The organism is Microbispora catharanthi, assembly GCF_006334915.2.
GTDB classification, from domain to species: Bacteria; Actinomycetota; Actinomycetes; order Streptosporangiales; family Streptosporangiaceae; genus Microbispora; species Microbispora catharanthi.
On the sequence record NZ_VDMA02000001.1, the window covers coordinates 392,392 to 408,717 of the forward strand.

At 70.4% G+C, this 16,326-nt stretch carries 17 protein-coding genes and 1 pseudogene; 5 read left to right on the forward strand and 13 right to left on the reverse strand.

Translation table 11 applies throughout. From position 1 onward, the window contains the following. Positions 1 to 58 precede the first annotated feature (58 nt). The 4 genes from FH610_RS01745 to FH610_RS01760 all read right to left on the reverse strand — a co-directional run bounded on the left by FH610_RS01745 (position 59) and on the right by FH610_RS01760 (position 4,087). Positions 59 to 1,039, reverse strand: coding sequence for an aldo/keto reductase (locus FH610_RS01745; RefSeq protein WP_139572430.1), 981 nt, complete (start codon positions 1,037 to 1,039; stop codon positions 59 to 61). After that, entirely contained in the window at positions 1,036 to 1,413 is a 378-nt protein-coding gene (locus FH610_RS01750; protein ID WP_139572431.1) for a MerR family transcriptional regulator, read from the reverse strand. The genes FH610_RS01745 and FH610_RS01750 overlap by 4 nt, the downstream gene beginning before the upstream one ends. 60 nt (positions 1,414 to 1,473) lie before the next feature. Continuing rightward, positions 1,474 to 3,534 (reverse strand): cellulose binding domain-containing protein, encoded by a 2,061-nt coding sequence (locus FH610_RS45050; RefSeq protein WP_139572432.1) that lies wholly within the window; start codon positions 3,532 to 3,534, stop codon positions 1,474 to 1,476. 100 nt (positions 3,535 to 3,634) lie between these two features. After that, complete coding sequence (locus FH610_RS01760) at positions 3,635 to 4,087, reverse strand: GDSL-type esterase/lipase family protein (protein WP_139572433.1); 453 nt, start codon at positions 4,085 to 4,087, stop codon at positions 3,635 to 3,637. 26 nt (positions 4,088 to 4,113) lie between these two features. Between FH610_RS01760 and FH610_RS01765 the strand changes: the two are divergent. Next, positions 4,114 to 4,548: pseudogene (locus FH610_RS01765) on the forward strand (Tn3 family transposase); the annotation flags it as partial. Positions 4,549 to 4,624: 76 nt separating this feature from the next. Here the strand turns inward: FH610_RS01765 and FH610_RS01770 are convergent. The 3 genes from FH610_RS01770 to FH610_RS01780 form a co-directional block, all read right to left on the reverse strand. Then, complete coding sequence (locus tag FH610_RS01770) at positions 4,625 to 5,545, reverse strand: recombinase family protein (protein ID WP_139572434.1); 921 nt, start codon at positions 5,543 to 5,545, stop codon at positions 4,625 to 4,627. A gap of 201 nt (positions 5,546 to 5,746) precedes the next feature. Continuing rightward, a complete protein-coding gene (locus FH610_RS01775) occupies positions 5,747 to 7,156 on the reverse strand; it encodes a serine hydrolase domain-containing protein (protein ID WP_240808692.1) in 1,410 nt (469 codons plus the stop codon). 332 nt (positions 7,157 to 7,488) lie between these two features. Continuing rightward, positions 7,489 to 7,866, reverse strand: coding sequence for a DUF1048 domain-containing protein (locus FH610_RS01780; RefSeq protein ID WP_139572435.1), 378 nt, complete (start codon positions 7,864 to 7,866; stop codon positions 7,489 to 7,491). 166 nt (positions 7,867 to 8,032) lie between these two features. Between FH610_RS01780 and FH610_RS01785 the strand changes: the two genes are divergently transcribed. After that, complete coding sequence (locus tag FH610_RS01785) at positions 8,033 to 8,308, forward strand: hypothetical protein (protein WP_205825456.1); 276 nt, start codon at positions 8,033 to 8,035, stop codon at positions 8,306 to 8,308. Here FH610_RS01785 and FH610_RS01790 read toward each other — a convergent pair. Further along, positions 8,290 to 9,822: a DUF1349 domain-containing protein gene (locus FH610_RS01790; RefSeq protein ID WP_139572436.1), complete on the reverse strand. Its 1,533-nt coding sequence runs from the start codon at positions 9,820 to 9,822 to the stop codon at positions 8,290 to 8,292. The two genes, FH610_RS01785 and FH610_RS01790, sit on opposite strands and share 19 nt — an antisense overlap. 151 nt (positions 9,823 to 9,973) lie before the next feature. Between FH610_RS01790 and FH610_RS01795 the strand changes: the two genes are divergently transcribed. Further along, positions 9,974 to 10,636, forward strand: coding sequence for a response regulator transcription factor (locus tag FH610_RS01795; protein ID WP_139572437.1), 663 nt, complete (start codon positions 9,974 to 9,976; stop codon positions 10,634 to 10,636). Between the two features lie 26 nt (positions 10,637 to 10,662). Further along, a complete protein-coding gene (locus FH610_RS01800) occupies positions 10,663 to 11,733 on the forward strand; it encodes a sensor histidine kinase (RefSeq protein ID WP_240808693.1) in 1,071 nt (356 codons plus the stop codon). Positions 11,734 to 11,790: 57 nt separating this feature from the next. On the opposite strand, the gene FH610_RS01805 is transcribed toward FH610_RS01800, so the two are convergent. From FH610_RS01805 to FH610_RS01820, 4 genes are all read right to left on the reverse strand, one after another. Next, complete coding sequence (locus FH610_RS01805) at positions 11,791 to 12,753, reverse strand: ABC transporter permease (protein WP_139572439.1); 963 nt, start codon at positions 12,751 to 12,753, stop codon at positions 11,791 to 11,793. Then, positions 12,750 to 13,595, reverse strand: coding sequence for an ABC transporter ATP-binding protein (locus FH610_RS01810; protein ID WP_139572440.1), 846 nt, complete (start codon positions 13,593 to 13,595; stop codon positions 12,750 to 12,752). Before FH610_RS01810 ends, FH610_RS01805 begins: the two co-directional genes overlap by 4 nt. After that, positions 13,592 to 13,984: a GntR family transcriptional regulator gene (locus tag FH610_RS01815; RefSeq protein ID WP_139572441.1), complete on the reverse strand. Its 393-nt coding sequence runs from the start codon at positions 13,982 to 13,984 to the stop codon at positions 13,592 to 13,594. The genes FH610_RS01810 and FH610_RS01815 overlap by 4 nt, the downstream gene beginning before the upstream one ends. Positions 13,985 to 14,194: 210 nt before the next feature. Continuing rightward, positions 14,195 to 14,749 (reverse strand): TetR/AcrR family transcriptional regulator, encoded by a 555-nt coding sequence (locus FH610_RS01820; RefSeq protein WP_240808694.1) that lies wholly within the window; start codon positions 14,747 to 14,749, stop codon positions 14,195 to 14,197. A gap of 71 nt (positions 14,750 to 14,820) precedes the next feature. On the opposite strand from FH610_RS01820, the gene FH610_RS01825 reads away from it, so the two are divergent. Next, positions 14,821 to 15,630 (forward strand): SDR family NAD(P)-dependent oxidoreductase, encoded by an 810-nt coding sequence (locus FH610_RS01825; RefSeq protein ID WP_139572442.1) that lies wholly within the window; start codon positions 14,821 to 14,823, stop codon positions 15,628 to 15,630. A 75-nt stretch (positions 15,631 to 15,705) separates the two neighbouring features. On the opposite strand, the gene FH610_RS01830 is transcribed toward FH610_RS01825, so the two are convergent. After that, the gene (locus FH610_RS01830) at positions 15,706 to 16,164 is read right to left on the reverse strand and encodes a hypothetical protein (protein WP_139572443.1); all 459 of its coding nucleotides are present in this window, start codon (positions 16,162 to 16,164) and stop codon (positions 15,706 to 15,708) included. Between the last annotated feature and the right edge of the window lie 162 nt (positions 16,165 to 16,326).

Below are 16,326 nucleotides of genomic sequence, written 5' to 3' on the forward strand. Positions count from 1 at the left end.
GCACCTCGTCCAACACACCGACATCCCAAGGAGATTCGTGCCGGGCCTCCGTGCCCGGTCAGTGGTTGACGGTGCTCATTCCGGCCGGGTTGTACCGGTCGCCGGAGACCTGACCGGCGAGGGCGTCGAGCGCGTCGAGGTGGTCCGGCTCGAACTTGATCTCGAGGGCCGCGACGTTCTCCTCCAGCCGGGTGACCCGCTTGGTGCCGGGGATCGGCACGACGTCGTCCCCGCCTCTGGTCAGCACCCAGGCGAGGGCCACCTGGGCCGGGGTCGCTCCGAGCGCGGCGGCGATCTCGCCGACCTTGGCCACCAGGGCCTGGTTGGCGGCGAAGTTGTCGCCCTGCCAGCGGGGGTTGTGGTGGCGGAAGTCGTCGCCGGACAGCTCCCCGGTGTTCGTGATCGCACCGGTCAGGAGGCCGCGGCCGAGGGGGCTGTAGGCGACCAGGCCGATGCCGAGCTCCCGGAGCGTGGGCAGCAGCTCGTTCTCGATGTCCCGTGTGAACAGGGAGTACTCGTACTGTCCCGCGGTGATGGGGTGGACGGCGTGAGCGCGGCGCACGGTGGCGGGCGCGGCCTCGGAGATGCCGAGGTGGCGGACCTTCCCGGCCTCGACCAGCTCCTTCATGGCGCCCCAGGTCTCCTCGACGGGGACGCCGGGATCGACGCGGTGCTGGTAGTACAGGTCGATGTGGTCGACCCCGAGCCGTTGCAGTGAGGCGTCGCAGCAGCGGCGTACGTAGTCGGGGTGGCCGTTGACGCCGACACGGGTGCCGTCGGGCAGACGCTCGATGCCGAACTTGGTCGCCAGCACAACCTGGTCGCGCCGGTCGGCGACGGCCTTGCCGACGAGCCTCTCGTTGGTGAACGGCCCGTACGCGTCGGAGGTGTCGAGGAGGGTGATCCCCAGGTCGAGCGCGCGGTGCAGGGTCCGGATCGATTCGGACTCGTCGCCCGGGCCGTAGAAGTCGCTCATCCCCATGCAACCCAGGCCGAGCGCCGAGGTTCGAAGGCCCTGGCCGAGCGTGTGCTGCTTCATTCTTCTCCCATGATTCTGCGGCTGTAGAGGTCGATTTTGTGGTCGACGATCTCGAGATCGCTGCGGAGCTGCTCGATTTTGGCGATCACGTCGGCCCGGTGGGCCTCGAGCAGCTCCTTGCGGGCCACGTAGGTGTCCCGGCCCCTTCGGACGAGTTCGGCGTACCGGCGCATCGCGGCGATGGGCATGCCGCTCGCCCGCAGGCGGGTGAGCAGCGCGATCCAGTCGGCGTCCCGCTCGGTGTAGCGCCGGTGGCCGTTGTCGCCGCGCGGCGGCGGCTCCAGCATGAGGCCGGCGCGTTCGTAGTAGCGCAGCGTGTGGGCGGTGAGGCCGGTACGCTGCGCTACCTGCGCGATGGTCATGCCGTCGTCCATGGAGACCAGTCTGGGAGTTAGAGCGCGCTCTAAGTCAAGCCGGAGATCATCGGACGCACCTCATTGGGCGGTGCAGAGGGTGCCGTTCAGGGTGAAGGCGGTCGGCAAGACGTTGGGGCCGCTGTAGGCGCCGACGAACCCGATGGAGGTGCTCGCGCCGGGTGCGAGCTTACCGTTGTCCGGGGTGCTGGTGACGGTCACCGAGGTCCCGTTCTGCGTCCAGCTGGCGCTCCATCCGCTGCTGACGGTCTGCCACCCGGTGGGCCAGGTGAAGTGGAGCGTCCAGCCGTCGACGGCGGCCGTGCCGGTGTTGGCGACATCCACGGTGGCGACGAACCCGTTGCCCCAGTCGCTGGTGTCCCTCAGGCGTACCGAGCAGGAGCTCTTGTCGGGGGTGCCGGTGGTGAAGGTGAGCGGCGCGGAGGCCCAGGAGACGCGGCCGGCGGTGTCGCGGGCGATGACGTTGACCGTGTAACGGGTGCCGGGGACGAGGTTGCGGACCGTGAAGGAGGTGCCGGAGGTCTCGCCGAGCTGCTCGGTGACGGCGCCGTTCTGGCGGTGGATCTCGTACTTGGCGACGGGGCTCGCGCCGGGGGCGGCGGCGGGCCAGGAGATGGTGGCGGTCTTGTCGGTGACGTCGCTCGCGGTGGGCTGCCCGGGGGCCGCGGGGGCGCCCGTGGTGGCGGTGGCCGGGTGCAGCACCAGCGTGGTCAGCGAGTACGGCGGGAGGGTCTGGGTGGTGGCGGTGCCGCTGTGGCCGGTGCTGACCGAGGTGGCGCCGTTGGTGAGGGTCTGCACCGTGGGTGCTTCACCGGCGGGGGTGAACCCGTCGTAGTCGATCTTCACCTGGTGTTCGCCGTCCGGGTCGCGGTTGATCAGCAGGACGGCGAGGTCGCCGTTGGAGCGGCGGGCGGCGTGCGCGGCGACCAGCGGCTCGTCGGTCGCCGCGCGGACGAACCGGTCGCCGGGGCGGGCGAACGCGCTGATCATGGAAAGCGCGTGGTAGGGGGCGAAGGGCGTGTTGAGCGGGGGTTCGCAGGTGTCGCCCGAGCAGGTTGCGCTGGACAGCATGCCGAAGTCGCCGTAGTCGGTGTGGCCGGCGACGGTGCTGATGGTGCCGGCGCCGTTGTGGACGTTCCACCAGTCGATGGTGAACACGCCCTGCTCCATGAGGCCGGCGTAGGCGTCGGCGGCGAACAGCGCGCCGGGCTGGGTGTTCGGCGCGATCCCGCTGTTGATCTCGGTCATCGCGATGCCGATGTCGCCGGCGCGGGCGCCGGCGTGCTTGGCGATCTGCTTGCGGACCAGGTAGAGCATGTCGGGGATGTGGGCGGTCTTGGTGAGGACGTCGGCCACGTCGTTGTGCGCGGGATACCAGTGCAGGATGACGAAGTCGATCTTCGAGGCGGCGACCGACAGGACGGTGTCGTTCCAGGTGGCCTGGTCGCCGTCGGCGACGATGCCGTCGGGCCAGTTGGCGGGGGTGGTGAGCACCGCGCCGATCTTGATGGTCGGGTCGACGGCCTTCATGGCGTCCGCGTACTGCACGAGGTTCCTGGCGTACTCGGCGGGGCTCTTGTCGGCGTGGTCGTCGGCCTCCCAGTCGGCCCCGTAGTGGCCGTTGCCGTAGTTCTCGTTGCCGATCTCCCAGTACTTCACGCCGTACTTCTTGGTGACGTTGGCGTACTCCACCCAGTCGGCGGCCTCCGCGGCGCTTCCGGTGCCGTAGTTGGCGATGACCAGAGGCTGCGCGCCGGTGCGCTGCGCCGCGCGCATGAAGGTGTCGAAGTCCGTGCCGGGGGCGACGTAGCCGCCCGGGGCGGTGTGGGTCTTCCAGTGGTAGATGTCGGCGTACGACCCGCCCGGGTAGCGCAGCATCTTGACGCCGGCGGCCTTGAGGAGGTCGGCGGTCTCGTTCGTGCCGAGATTGCTGTCCCAGATCGCATGGTTGGCGCCCACAGCGGTGTCGGACGCGGCGGCCAGGCCCGCGCGGGTGTTGACGGTGACGTTGACGGGCGCGGTGTCGGCGGTGGCGGCGGGTACGCCGGTGAGGACCTGGACGGCCACCGCTGCGCCCGTGAGGAGTGCGATGGCCGGCCTGGCGATGCGCAGGGTGCTCATTACGTCCCTTTTCTGGAGGATCTTGCCCGTGCGATCGTGATCAGGACGTCTGGAGCGGTCAAGCAGAAGCCCCCCGGTGGGGCCCTGAGCTGCGGCAGAGTTAGGCGGGTCGTGCAACTTTCACACGACATGCCGCAGTGGGCGGGCTCGGGTCCAGGTCGGCGCGCCACTCCTTCCGCTCCTGTTCGGCGACGTGCACGTCGCCGACCTCGACAAGGCCGCGAATCGGCAGGAGGAACGGCTCGATGAGGATCAGCTCCGTGCCCGCCTCGGCGAGGGGCGTGAGCAGGCGGTCGTAACCTGCCGCGTAGTCCTCCGCGGGGATCACGTAGCCGTCCGGGTCGTACGTGTGCCAGCCCATGTCATTGCCGCCGACGAGGATCGACACCACATCCGGGCGCACGTCGAGCACCTGCGCCTGCCAGCGGGCTTCGAGGTCCATCACCTTGTCACCCGCGATCCCGGTGTTCAACCAGGTCACAGGCCGGTCCTGATGCCGGAAGCCCCACTCGCCCGCGATGCGCAGCGGGTAGCCGAACCCGAGACGCCGGATACACGGCGTAGAACCGCCTGGAGAGGGCCATCCTGTCGCGGTTCACCAGGTCGGCCTCGCACCCGGCCTGCCAGGCCATGCTGGAGATCGGCCGCGCCCAGCGCACCCTGTTCGTCGCCCGCTACCTGCGCGACCGGGACCTACAGCGGGAGATCGAGGAAGGCCTGAACGTGGTCGAGGCCTGGATCCGCGCCAACGCGGTGACCTGCTACGGCAAGAGCGGAGAGATCTCCACCAACCGGCGCGAGGAGGTGGAGATGACCGCGCTGTGCCTGCGCATCCTGCAGGCCGCCCTGGTCTACGTCAACACCCTGATGCTGCAGGACGTGCTGGCCGAACCCGAGTGGGCCGGCCTGCTCACCCCGGCCGACCGGCGCGGCCTGACCCCGCTGTTCTGGCAGCACGTGCGCCCCTACGGCGAGGTCCGGCTCGACCTGAACACCCGGCTGAGCATCGGCTGATCGTCGGTCAATCCCGAGCGCTCGCCAGGGCCTCGTACGGGTGCCATTGGCTGGTGCCCCAGGGAGGTCTCGGTGGTCATGGTGTGTCGCCCACATGCCTCCGAGCGTCCTCCTCGCGCCACTGACGGCCGATCTCCGTGAGCTGCTCGCTGGCACGCCGAGACATCCCGTCGCTGATCTGTGCCATCTCCTGTCGGATGCGCCGCGCGCCGTTGTCATCGTCGGCGGCGAGCGGGGTGTCGTGGGCGGCCTGTAGGTGCGCTGTTTGCAGGAGGTCGGCCTTGCCCAGGGCCTCGCTAGGCGGTGGACGGCCGATCTTCAACGTGCGGGCGGCCTCGGTGACGGTGACGCCGTCTGCAACCAAGCGGCGCAGCGTAGCCAGCTCGGCCGGGCCGACGGCTCGGGGGCGGCCGGTCTTCTTCTTGTCCGGCAGCATGGCGCCGGTGGCCTCGCGGCGCTTGGCGGCGGCGATGCCCTCGGCCTGGCGCTCGGCACGCAGCTCCAGCTCGTACTCGGCGGCCGCGGCCAGCACCGCGAACATGAACCGGCCCTCCTTGGTGCCCAGATCGAAGTTCTCCGTCAGCGACACCACGGTGATGCCCCGGTCGCGTAGCTCGTTGACCGTGGTCAGCACGTGCCCCGCCGAGCGGCCCCACCGGTCAGACTTCCAGAACTTCAGCGTGTCGCCCGCCTTGGGCAGCGCCGGGAGCGCCTCCCACTCCGGCCGCGCGACCCCGCGCCTGCCCGACTCCTTCTCCATGACCAGCTCGTCATAGCCGCTGGCCGCCAGGGCGTCGAGCTGGAGTTGCGGGTTCTGATCACGCGTCGAGACACGCGCGTACGCCCAAACGGGGCCGCCTCCGGCAGTGTCCAGAAACCTATATCCAGAAACTAAGGTGCTCAGCCCCACAGTTCTGGAACCTGCGACGTGACCCGGATCGAGGACTTCGGGACCCGGCCGCTGGCGAATGCAGGTAGACATACGCGACCCCCTCATCGCTCGGCGTCCATCTGCCGCGTGAACAGACCCCGCCGGACGTACCGGACGGGGTCGTGGTGTGCGGTGAGCCTTCAGACCAAAAGTCCCAGGGGTTCGGGTGCTTCCCGGGCCTGACGGCCGGGCGGTGGCCGTGTCGTGGCGCGCGTCGGAGCTGTCATCGGCGTCATGCCGACGGCCACTGCCGCCGGCACGGCCTGGTCAGCTTGTGGCCTGCCCGCCGCAGAACGCCGCCTTGACGAGTCCGTCCAGCAGCTTCGGATAAGTGGCGAGGTCGAATGCGGCGTCGCCGGTGGTCAGCGAGGCGGTCAGGGTCTTGGCGCCGTCGGGCGAGCTGTACATCAGCGCCGCGTAGCCCGCCGGAGGGCTGCCGTTGTGGTTGAGAACGGTGCCGCAGCTAGGGCCCAGGTCCTGCACGAACATCCCGAGGCCGTAGCGGCCGTAGAGGGGGTCGCTCTTCGTGTGCGGCTTGCGCATCTCGGCCAGCAGTTTGGCCGGCAGGAGCCTGCCGTCGTTCAGCGCGGAGAAGAACGTCTGGAGATCGTTGGTGGTCGAGATCAAGTCACCGGCACCTGCCAGCAAGGAGGGGTTCTGGCGGGAGACGTCGGCCACCTTCCACTGGCCGGCGTCCTGATAGCGGAAGTAGCCGTGGGCGTACGGGTTGGGCAGCTGTGTCCGGTTGCCCGGCACGACCGTGCCCTTCAGCCCGAGCGGCCTCACGATCCGCCGCTTCAGCTCCGCGTCGAACGAATGGCCGGTGACCTTCTCAATCAGTAGCCTGGCCAGCGTGTAGTTAGTGTTGGAGTAGCTCCAGTCCTTCCCCGGCGCGAACTTCAGCGGCTTGGCCAGCGCGAACCGCACCAGCTCCTGTGGCCGGTAGGAGTGGAACCGGTTGTCCAGCCACTCCTTGCCCGTCGCGGGGAGACCGGGCACCCATGTCCCGTCGGGGTCGAGGTCGCCGGTGTAGTTGAACAAGCCGCTGGTGTGCTGCAGCAGCATTCGCACCGTGATCTGCCGGTCCAGCCCGAACTCGGGCAGGTAACCGGCCACCGGGTCGTCCAGCCCGATCTCGCTCTCGGCCACCAGTTGCAGCACCACGGTTGCGACGAAGGTCTTGGTAACGCTGCCCACCCAGAAATGCCCGTTCGTCGGCGGCTTCGCGCTCGCGCCCAGCTTGCGCCGCCCGGCGCTGCCGGCCCACTCGCCCCGCTCATCGTTCACGCGCACCTGCACACCGAGGAGACCCGCATCGACGAACGCCTGGACGGCCTTCTGCAACTCCGGGCGATCCTGTCCGGCGGCGGCCTTCGGCACGGCCGCGCTGCTGTCCGCGGTGGCCACACCCGCCGTGGCCACCGCAGGTGCGATCGTCCCGGCCAGCAGCCCGGCCGCCAGCGCTGTGACCGCCACCTGCCGAAAGATGGTGTGCCGGCGCCTCGGCGCGCCACCGTCACGGCGCATCGTCCCGATCCCTTCGACGTGCGTTGCAGCGCCCCGGCCGACCAGGGCGGCCAGCCCGGGAATCCGCCCGGACTCGACATGCCGTGCCAGCACCTCGCGGAGTCCGCGCAGCCCTGCTGCGGAGAAGCCGTGGTTGCCTTGTCCCATCATGAATGTCCTCACCTACAGTGTTCGATCCACAGCGTTCGGTCTTGCGAGCCCCGTCTCGGCGTGGCGCTCATGGGCAGCCGCCAGCGACGCACGAAGGGGTGGGGGTGAGCTCGGCGTGGCCCGTTCGCAGCCCCGAGGGCGTCATCGCCGAACTGTTCATGGCATCCACCATCGCCAGCCGCGCTGATATCGGGCCGTCACCAGCCTGACGCCGCCGCTGACACGCGGCGAGAAGGGGCAGGCCGGGCATGACCCCGTGGCCGCTTAGTGCCGACGGCCGATGAAAGCGGTGCCCTGTCGACGGCCCGGGGACGCGATGTGCTGTGTCGTTATCAGAGTGTCTTGTCGTCTTCTGCGGTGTCTTCGCCGACGGCGCGCGCGATGTCGTTGATCAGCCGCTTGCGCTCCCGGGCCGGGGCGTAGCCGCCATCGGAGTAGTTCTTGACGAACGCCTCGGCGAACTCCACCGGGTCGTCCCCGACGATCTCGCGGATCGGCGTCCCATCCACGGCGGCCTGCTCGAACAGGTAGATGGTGCCTTCGGCGATGTCGGAGAAGCCCTGCTCGCGCAGCCAAAAGGTGCAAGCCGGGACCGTCCGCGCGTGACGGCGGGCGACCCGATTGCCAAAAGCCCGCCGAGGGAGATCCCGCCGTCGCTCCGGCCTGCGCGACCGCGCCGGTATCGGCTCGTTGGCCAGCCACCGCGTCATCGCCAGCAGCTGCGCCTGCGGCTACGCCTCCCCGGTCCCATCTCATCCACTCACGCGGCGCCCAGCCCAGAGCGGGTTTGGTGGCTGGTGACACGTTGGTTAACGGCACCTCGAGAAGGCGTACGCGGCGGCGCTGGAGACCCGGGACCTGCCGATTCTGTCGCTGGTGGCGGTGAACGCGGCCGTGCTCGCCGAGGCGCACGGTCGTCATCACGAGTCGGCCGTCCTGCTCGGCGCCGCCTCCCGGCTGCGGGGCGCTCACGACCGCACCGATCGGCAGGTTCGCGAGCTCACCCGCCGAGGGCGGGCCGCGCTCGGCGAGGAAGTCTTCGCCGCGGCGTACGGGAAGGGGTGGGAGCTGGACGGGAAGACGGCCGTGACCGAAGTCGACCCGGCCCGGCTGTGCCGGGAACTCAGGGCGGCTCACCCAGGCTCCGAGTGATCCAGCCGGGCGTGTACGGCTATCGCCGCCCCGAGGGCGAGGGCGGCATATCCGCAGGTCACGGCCAGACCCGCCCAGGGCGGGAGCGGGTAGTAGCCCTCGAGTAGCGACGGGCCGACGTCCACATGCGCGAACGTGGGGACGCTCTGCACGATCGCGAAGCCGGCGGCAGGTGTGATCATGAGAAGCCATGGCGCCCAGCCCGCGGTCGCCAGCAGGTAGGGCACGACGACCAGCGCGATGGCCAGCCCGATGGCGACGATGCCCCGCTTGACCAGCGCGGCGAGGCCCAGAGCCAGCACGGCGGCGGCCGCGGCCAGCGCCGCGTAGCCGACGATCACCCGGAGCTCGGTACTCGGGGTGATCGGCTGAATCGGGTTCTGGTTGGCGCGCAGTATCGCCAGGCCGACGGGGACCACGACCCCCGAGGTCACCAGCCCCGCCACGAACGTGACCGCGCCGACCACCATGGCCTTGGCCGCCAGCAGTCGCGCCGGATGCGGCGCGGCCGGCGGGCTGGTCCTGTTCGGCCCGCGCCGGCGTTCCGCCGTGAAGACCGTGACCGCCACCACGAGCACCGGGATCAGCCCCACAGCCCCGCCGATCAGCACGAGGTCGGCGCGTATACCGCCCTCCACTGTGGCGGGCCCGATGTCACCACCCCCGGTCACGATGAGCTTGTCGCCGGATTCGACGGCCCCGCCCGGGTGGTGCGGGGTCTTCCCGTCGGACTCCATGCCGACGCCGACGTCGTCGCGGCGCCACGAACCGTTCGCGCCCTGCAGTCTGATCTGGTCGAAGGTGGCGGTGACCTGGGAGAACGCTTTCGCCATATCCCACAGCACGCCTGGCGAGGTGGCGAACAACCCGATCTCGACCGTCTCCGGCAGCCCGGTCAGCTTGACCGTGCCGACCTCGGTCCACGTCTTGCCGTCGTCTGACTCGTAGCCGCCGATGGTGTCGCCCGACCTGGTCAGCCGCAGCCACTGCGGGCCGTTGTGCGGACCGCCGGCCACGTCATGGACGTAGTCGTACTGCATCCGCACGCCGTGATCTCCGGTGAGCATGACGGCGGCATACGGCGTGCCCTGCTTGAGGCTCTGCCTGACGAGGAGCCCGGCCTTCGCCCACGGCACCACCCCCTCCTCGATGTTGCGCACCCCGGGTACGGCGTCCGGCCGCCGGATCTGCCCGGTCATGTCCGACACACTGGCGGTGATGCTGCCGTTTCCCTTGAGCGGCTGGTGCACGAAGTAGTACTTGTCCCTGACCGCCGTGCCGTCGGGTCCCACCAAGGGCGCGGGGCAGGGGCCTTCGCCCTTCCCGGTCACGCAAGCGCTGCGGACGCCCCCGGCGACCAGCAGTCCGAGCGACACGGTCACCAGCACGGAGGCCGCCATGGCGAGCACCCAGCCGCGCGCGGTGCGGAACGTGGTCCACTCCGCGTGCAGCACCCGGGGGAAGCCGTCCTGCCCGGCCCGTCGGCCGGAGCGGTAAGGCGTGGATGGATTCATGCCGACGGTTGTACGGGGCACCCGGTCTCGGCAGGGTCCCAGCGGCTGCGACCCGGCTGCGACCCGGCTGCGACCGGGAATCTGGCATCGTGGCGGACATGGCACCTGAACCCGGCCGCACCGCCCGCACGACGGCCGGCGGTGAGCGGCGGTGAGGGTCCTCGTCGTCGAGGACTTCGAGGTCCTCGCCCGCTCCATCGGAACCGGGCTGCGCCGCGAGGGCATGGCCGTCGACGTCGTCCTGGACGGAACCGCCGCCCTCGACCGCCTGGCCGTCACCCGCTACGACGTGGTGATCCTCGACCGCGACCTGCCGGGCGTCCACGGGGACGAGATCTGCCGGCGACTCGCCCGCGGCCGCTGCGAGACCCGCGTACTGATGCTCACCGCCTCCGGCACGATCGAAGACCGCGTCGACGGGCTCGGCCTCGGCGCCGACGACTATCTGCCCAAGCCTTTCGCGTTCGCCGAACTGGTCGCCCGCGTCCGCGCACTGGCCCGCCGCGCCACCCCGCCGCTACCGCCCACCCTGGCGTGCGGGGACATCACCCTTGATCCGGCCCGTCGTATCGCGTTCCGGGCCGGCCGGCGTCTCGAGCTGAGCCCGCGGGAGTTCGGCCTGCTCGAATGCCTGCTCGCGGTGCCCGGCCTGGTCGTCTCCGCCGAAGAACTGCTCGAACGCGTCTGGGACGAGGCCGCCGACCCCTTCAGCAGTGCCGTCAAGCACACCATGCACCGGTTACGGGCCAAGCTCGGCGACCCGCCCGTGATCGAGACGATCCGCGAAGGCGGCTACCGGATCGGACCGTCATGACCTGCCGGCAACTCGCCAGAAGGTCCTTGCAGAAGCGGCTCGCGCTCGCCTACGCGGCGGGCGTCTACGCGGCCGGGGTCGTGGTGCTCGTATTCGTCGACCTCCCGCTCGTCAGCATCCAGGCAGCCAGGCCCCAAGGCCACCCCTCATCGAGCGCGATCACCGAAACCGGGTCCGGGATCAGCCTGCCCCGGCTCCTCGCGGGATCCGCCGTCGCCCTGGTCGTTCTGATTCCCGTCGCCCTGGCTCTCGGCTGGTACGTCGCCGGCCGGTTCCTGCGCCCGCTGCGCGCCATCACCTCGACCGCCAAAATCATCTCCGCCGGAAACCTCCACCGGCGCCTCGACCTCGGCGAGCCCACGGATGAGCTGACCGAACTCGGCCACACCCTGGACGACCTGTTCGCGCGCCTTGAATCCTCCTTCGACGCCCAGCGCCACTTCGTCGCCAACGCCTCCCACGAGCTGCGCACCCCGCTCGCCGGCCTGCGCACCCTCCTTGAAGTCGCCCTCGCCGACCCCGGCGCCGACGCCGACGCCCTGCGCTCGGCCTGCCAGGAGGCCCTCGCTCTGGGCGGACACCAGGAGCGGCTCGTTCAAGCACTGCTCACCCTGGCCACCAGCGAGCGCGGCGTCACCCGCTGGGACACCGTCGACCTCGCCCACGTCGTCGAAGGAGTGCTCGCCTCCCGCCGCGACCTTGCAAGAGAGGCAGGCATCGACCTTGCCGAACATCTGGCGCCCGCGGTGACGGCCGGGGACCCGAGACTGCTGGAAAGCCTCGTCGCCAACCTCATCGACAACGCCATCCGCCACAACCACGCAGACGGGCACGTGAAGGTCACCACGCAGACCTCCGGCGCGCAGGTGGCCCTTACAGTCGCCAACACCGGGCCAGTCGTCCCCGGAGACCAGATCCAGCGCCTCTTCCACCCCTTCCAGAGACTTGCGCCTGAACGTCACGGCCGCCGCGACGGCTACGGCCTCGGCCTGGCCATTGTCGATGCCGTCACCCAGGCTCACCGCGCCACCCTCACCGCCGGCGCACGCCCCGAAGGCGGCCTGTCCATCACCGTGCGGTTCGCGGCCTGTCGTTAGCGACCTGATCAGCGACAGTCGAATCACGCTGAACCGCCTCCTGCCAGACCCGGCCTGTCAGCCGGGGCGGCGGAGGGTGCGGCGCACAGCCAGGCCGCCGAGGGCCGCCGATGCGAGCGCCAGGATTCCCGCCTCGGTCCATTGGAAGCGCCAGAACCTGGACGGGGGCTGGTAGTACACCACGTACCGGTAGCCCTTGCCGAACAGGCAGGCCTGCCACACCTCGGTGTTCTTGTTGCTCTGCCCCACGTCCACCCGCCGCGGGCACCCACTGTCCGACGGCTCGGCGACCTCACCACCGGACGGCTCCACCCAGGCGGTGCCCACCAGCCGGGCGTCGTGATCGTCCAGCACCACGGTGCCGGACAGCTCGGTACGCGCCGGCTCGGCATAGTGGTCACTCAGCCGGAACAGGGTGAACATCGTCACCGTCACACCGGCGACGACCAGTGCCATCGCAGGCAGCGTACGCCGGAACAGGGCGCCCGCCGCGGTGCCCAGCGCGAACGCGTACAACCACCACGCCGCCGGCTCCACCCCGACCATGTTGAACACGCCGATGTTGCCGAACGTGGAGTCGACCCCCGCCCTGAACACCGGCCGCCACAGGCTCACCATGAGCGACAGCAGCAGCCCACCCGCCACGACCGCCCCGCCCAGGACCGACAGCTTGACCGCCAGCCAACGCCACACGGGCACGGCCTGGGTCCAGGCCAGGCGGTGGGTGCCGCGTTCGTACTCGCGGCCGAGCAGGGGAGCGCCCCAGAACGCCCCGATCAACGCCGGTGCCACCAGCGGCATCCAGCCGAACACCGAGTAGACCGCGTCGTAGCGGTGCTCCAGCGCCACCGCCAGGTCCCCGCATCCCACGGCGGGCCCCGGGCAGCCGGGCGGGGCGTGCTCGGCCACGTACCAGATCGCCTCCACCGCCGAACCCAGCAGCAGCACCCCCAGCAGCGCCAAGAAGGCCGCTGTCACGAGGATCTGCGCCCGGTGCTGGCGCCACGTCACCCAGATCACGCGCTCATCCCCGCCAGGTGTGGCAGCACCGCCGACTCCGGGCTGCGCAGGTAGCCCATGACGAGCTCCTCCAGCCCGGGGCGCCGCGCCTGCCAGCGCGGATCGAGCGGCGGCGCGCCCCTGACCAGCATGCTCACCTGCCTGCCGGTACGGCTTGCGCTCACCACCTGCGTTCCCGCCGTCGACGCATCGTCCGGCCCGGTGAGCACGAGATGCCCGTCGAGCAGTTCCTCGGTGTCACCGCTGACCTGCAGCCGCCCCCCGTTCAGCACGACCAGCCAGTCGCACGTCTCCTCCAGGTCGGAGACGACGTGCGAGGACATCAGCACGGTCAGCTCCCGCCCGGCCACCTCCGCCATGATCGAGCGCATCACGTCGTGGCGGGCGAGGGGGTCGAGGTTTGCCAGCGGTTCGTCCAGCACGAGCAGGTCGGGCCGGCTGGCCAGCGCCAGCGTGACCGCGACCTGTGCCTGCTGCCCGCCCGACAGTCCGCGCACCTTCCGCTCCAGCGGGATGCCCAGCCCGGCCAGCCGGCTGACCGCGGCGTCGTCGTCCCAGTGAGTGTTCATGCGGCGGCCGAAGATGAGCATCTCGGCGACGGTGAAGTTGTCGTACAGCGGCTTGTCCTGTGCCACGAACGCGGCCTCGCCCGCCACGCGGATTCTTCCCAGCGCGGGACGCAGCAGGCCGACAGCCGCGTGCATCAGCGTGGTCTTGCCCGCGCCGTTGGGCCCGACGAGCGCCGCCACGCGTCCCGCGGGCACCGACAGCGAGCAGTCGCGCAACACCCACGTGCGGCGATAGCGGACCCCCAGGCCGGTCGCCTCCATTGCCGGTCTCACGCCGCGCCCTCCTTCGCGGCGTCGGCCAGGACCACGGTGAACAGCGCCCGCAGGTCCTCCTGATCGAGCCCGGCCGCGCGGGCCTCGCGCACCCACGCCTCCAGACCGCGCCGCAGCCGCGTGTGCTCGGCGAGCGTCGCGCCCGCGATGCCCTGCCGCACGAACGTCCCCATCCCCGGCCGCCCCTCGACCAGCCCTTCACGCTCCAGCTCCCGGTAGGCCTTGAGCACGGTGTTGGGATTGATGGCCAGGCTCTCGACCACCTCGCGAGCGGTCGGCAACTGGTCGCCCGGCCGCAGCGTACCGAGCCGGAGCGCCTGTTTTACCTGGTGCACGAGCTGCAGATACGTCGCAACCCCCGAGCCGCGATCAAGGATGAACTCGATCAACCAGAATCACCCTTTCACTATTTGAGTAGTGAAAGGGTGATGGGCTCGGCTACCCGTTGTCAACCTGTAGTCGTCAGTTTCGTGGACAGCGGTTCAGGTCACGACGGCCCACTCGGGCTCGGCGAGGGTGTCTTGGGCTCGGCTGGTTCCCCACGTGGTGCGCGGCCGCGCTCGCCCGGCGCTCTCATCGTCGGCAATCCGCCAGGACTGTCAGGTGCGACCTGAGACGCCGTGCATGAGGGTGTCGATCACCTTCGTGGCCAGCGCGTCGGGATCGGAGTCCGGGAGCGCGGAATGCGCGGCCTCGCCCAGCAGCGCAAGGTAGACCTGCCTGGCCCACACGATGTCGGCGTCGGGGCCCAGCAGCTTGCCGAAGACCGCCTCGCACACCTTCATCACTTCGGCCTGCACAGTCTGGGCCTCTTGGCTGAGCGGCAGCTCGCGGGCCAGGGTGAAGCGCCAGCCGAGCTTGATCTGCACGATGGTGGCGGTGGCCTGGTGCAGCACCACCAGGGCGGGAGCGGTGTGCGGGCGGGCGGCGAGCACCGCCTCCTGGATCTCCCGCCATGCGGCCAGTTCCATGGCCTCGATCAACGCCTCACGGCTGGCGAACCTGCGGTGCACGGTGGCCCTGGCCACGCCCGCCGCCTCGGCGACCTGCTCCATCGTGGCCAGCGGGTTGCCGCTCAACACCTCTTCCGCCGCCGCCATGATCGCTCGCATGCTGCGTTCGGCGTCCGCCCTCAGCGGCCTGTTGTGTCCCACACGGGAAACAGTACCGCCACTAACTGAGACTATCTGTCGCAGATACTTGGGAATCTGTTACCTTTCTGCTCATGACTTCTCAGGGAACCGCCCTCGTCACCGGAGCTTCCTCCGGCATCGGCGCCGAATTCGCGCGCCGGCTCGCCGCCCGCGGCCACGACGTCGTCCTGGTCGCCAGGTCCGCGCCGGCGCTCGAAGCGCTCGCGGACGAGGTGCGCCGCGACCATGGCGTACGGGCCGAGGTGCTCGTCCAGGACCTGTCCGCCCCCGACGCGGCCACGCGGGTCGCCGAGGAGGTCGCCGCCCGCGGACTCACCGTGGATCTGCTCGTCAACAACGCGGGCTTCGGCACGGCCGGCCACTTCGCCCGGATCGCCCCCGAACGAGAGCATCGGGAGCTCATGGTCAACGTCGTCGCGCTGGTGGGACTGACACACGCGTTCGTGCCCGGGATGCTCGCGCGGGGCGCCGGCGGGGTGATCAACGTGGGATCCACGGCCGGCTTCAACATCACCCCGTATTTCGCCACCTACGGCTCGTCCAAGACCTTCGTGCTCAACTTCAGCCTCGCGCTGTGGAGCGAACTGCGCGGCAGCGGGGTGAAGGTGCTCGCCGTCACGCCCGGACCGGTCGAGACGGCGTTCTTCGACCGGATCGGCACCAGGAAGGCCGCCATCGGGGCCAAGATGACCACGTCTGACCAGGTCGTCACCTCGGCCCTGCGAGCCTTCGACCGTGACCGCGGCTACGTGGCACCGGGCCGGGGCGCCCTGATGATGGCTCACCTCATGCCTCGCCGGCCGCGCAAGCTCATGGCGCTGATCGGCAGGAGGGTCACCCGGCCGGTGGCCGACGAGCTCACGCCCAGCCTGGCGCGCTGACGCGCCCGGCGTACTCGGCATGACACGCTCGGCAGGCCCACCGCGGCGGGCTGACGCGCCCAGGGCCCCGCGGCGTCACGATCCGTGGCGGACCGGCATGTTCTGTCCGATCCAGCAGATGTTCGGCTGGGATCCGCAGAAGGTGGACTGCACCTCGAACCCGCCTTGATCGGTGATGGCCTGCTGTGCCTGTCCCCGGACGAAGGTGGGGCTGACGACGCCGGTCAGGTTCTGATTGAAACGGCCCGCCCCGGATTGCCCCTGGCCACCGCCCGCGCGCCCTCCTTTGATCACCTGTCCGCCGCCCGAGCGCCCTCTCCTGATCATGTGACCGCCGCCTCCGTCAGGGCCGGGGTTGCGGAGGGCGGTGAGTCCCTCGCGCGGGTGATGCGGGGCGACGCGGGCGATCGCGGGCTGCGTGAGCGTGATCCCCGCCGCGGTGATCACGAGCGCGGCCATGGCCAGCAGCCGGGTCGAGAGGCCCATCGCGGGGACCTTGGTGTCGCGCGGGTCGCGCGCGCGGGAGCGGGACATCTCCGTATGTGCCTTCCTGTTCCTGACCCGGCGTTCGCTGTCGCTCGTCCGGTTCCGCCGGGACGTGACCCTCATACCCGGCCTGGATCTCCGTAGCTGCGGCGCGGGGCCAAGTAGCGATCAGCTGTCGTCCACGGCCCCGGAAACCCGCAGGTAGACCGA

Bases quoted from the DNA above. Each gene is read 5' to 3' on its own strand.
- FH610_RS01745 (WP_139572430.1), bottom strand. From the start codon at position 1,039: ATGAAGCAGCACACGCTCGGCCAGGGCCTTCGAACCTCGGCGCTCGGC.
- FH610_RS01750 (WP_139572431.1), bottom strand. From the start codon at position 1,413: ATGGACGACGGCATGACCATCGCGCAGGTAGCGCAGCGTACCGGCCTC.
- FH610_RS45050 (WP_139572432.1), bottom strand. From the start codon at position 3,534: ATGAGCACCCTGCGCATCGCCAGGCCGGCCATCGCACTCCTCACGGGC.
- FH610_RS01770 (WP_139572434.1), bottom strand. From the start codon at position 5,545: ATGAGGGGGTCGCGTATGTCTACCTGCATTCGCCAGCGGCCGGGTCCC.
- FH610_RS01775 (WP_240808692.1), bottom strand. From the start codon at position 7,156: ATGATGGGACAAGGCAACCACGGCTTCTCCGCAGCAGGGCTGCGCGGA.
- FH610_RS01780 (WP_139572435.1), bottom strand. From the start codon at position 7,866: ATGACGCGGTGGCTGGCCAACGAGCCGATACCGGCGCGGTCGCGCAGG.
- FH610_RS01790 (WP_139572436.1), bottom strand. From the start codon at position 9,822: ATGAATCCATCCACGCCTTACCGCTCCGGCCGACGGGCCGGGCAGGAC.
- FH610_RS01825 (WP_139572442.1), top strand. From the start codon at position 14,821: ATGACTTCTCAGGGAACCGCCCTCGTCACCGGAGCTTCCTCCGGCATC.
- FH610_RS01830 (WP_139572443.1), bottom strand. From the start codon at position 16,164: ATGTCCCGCTCCCGCGCGCGCGACCCGCGCGACACCAAGGTCCCCGCG.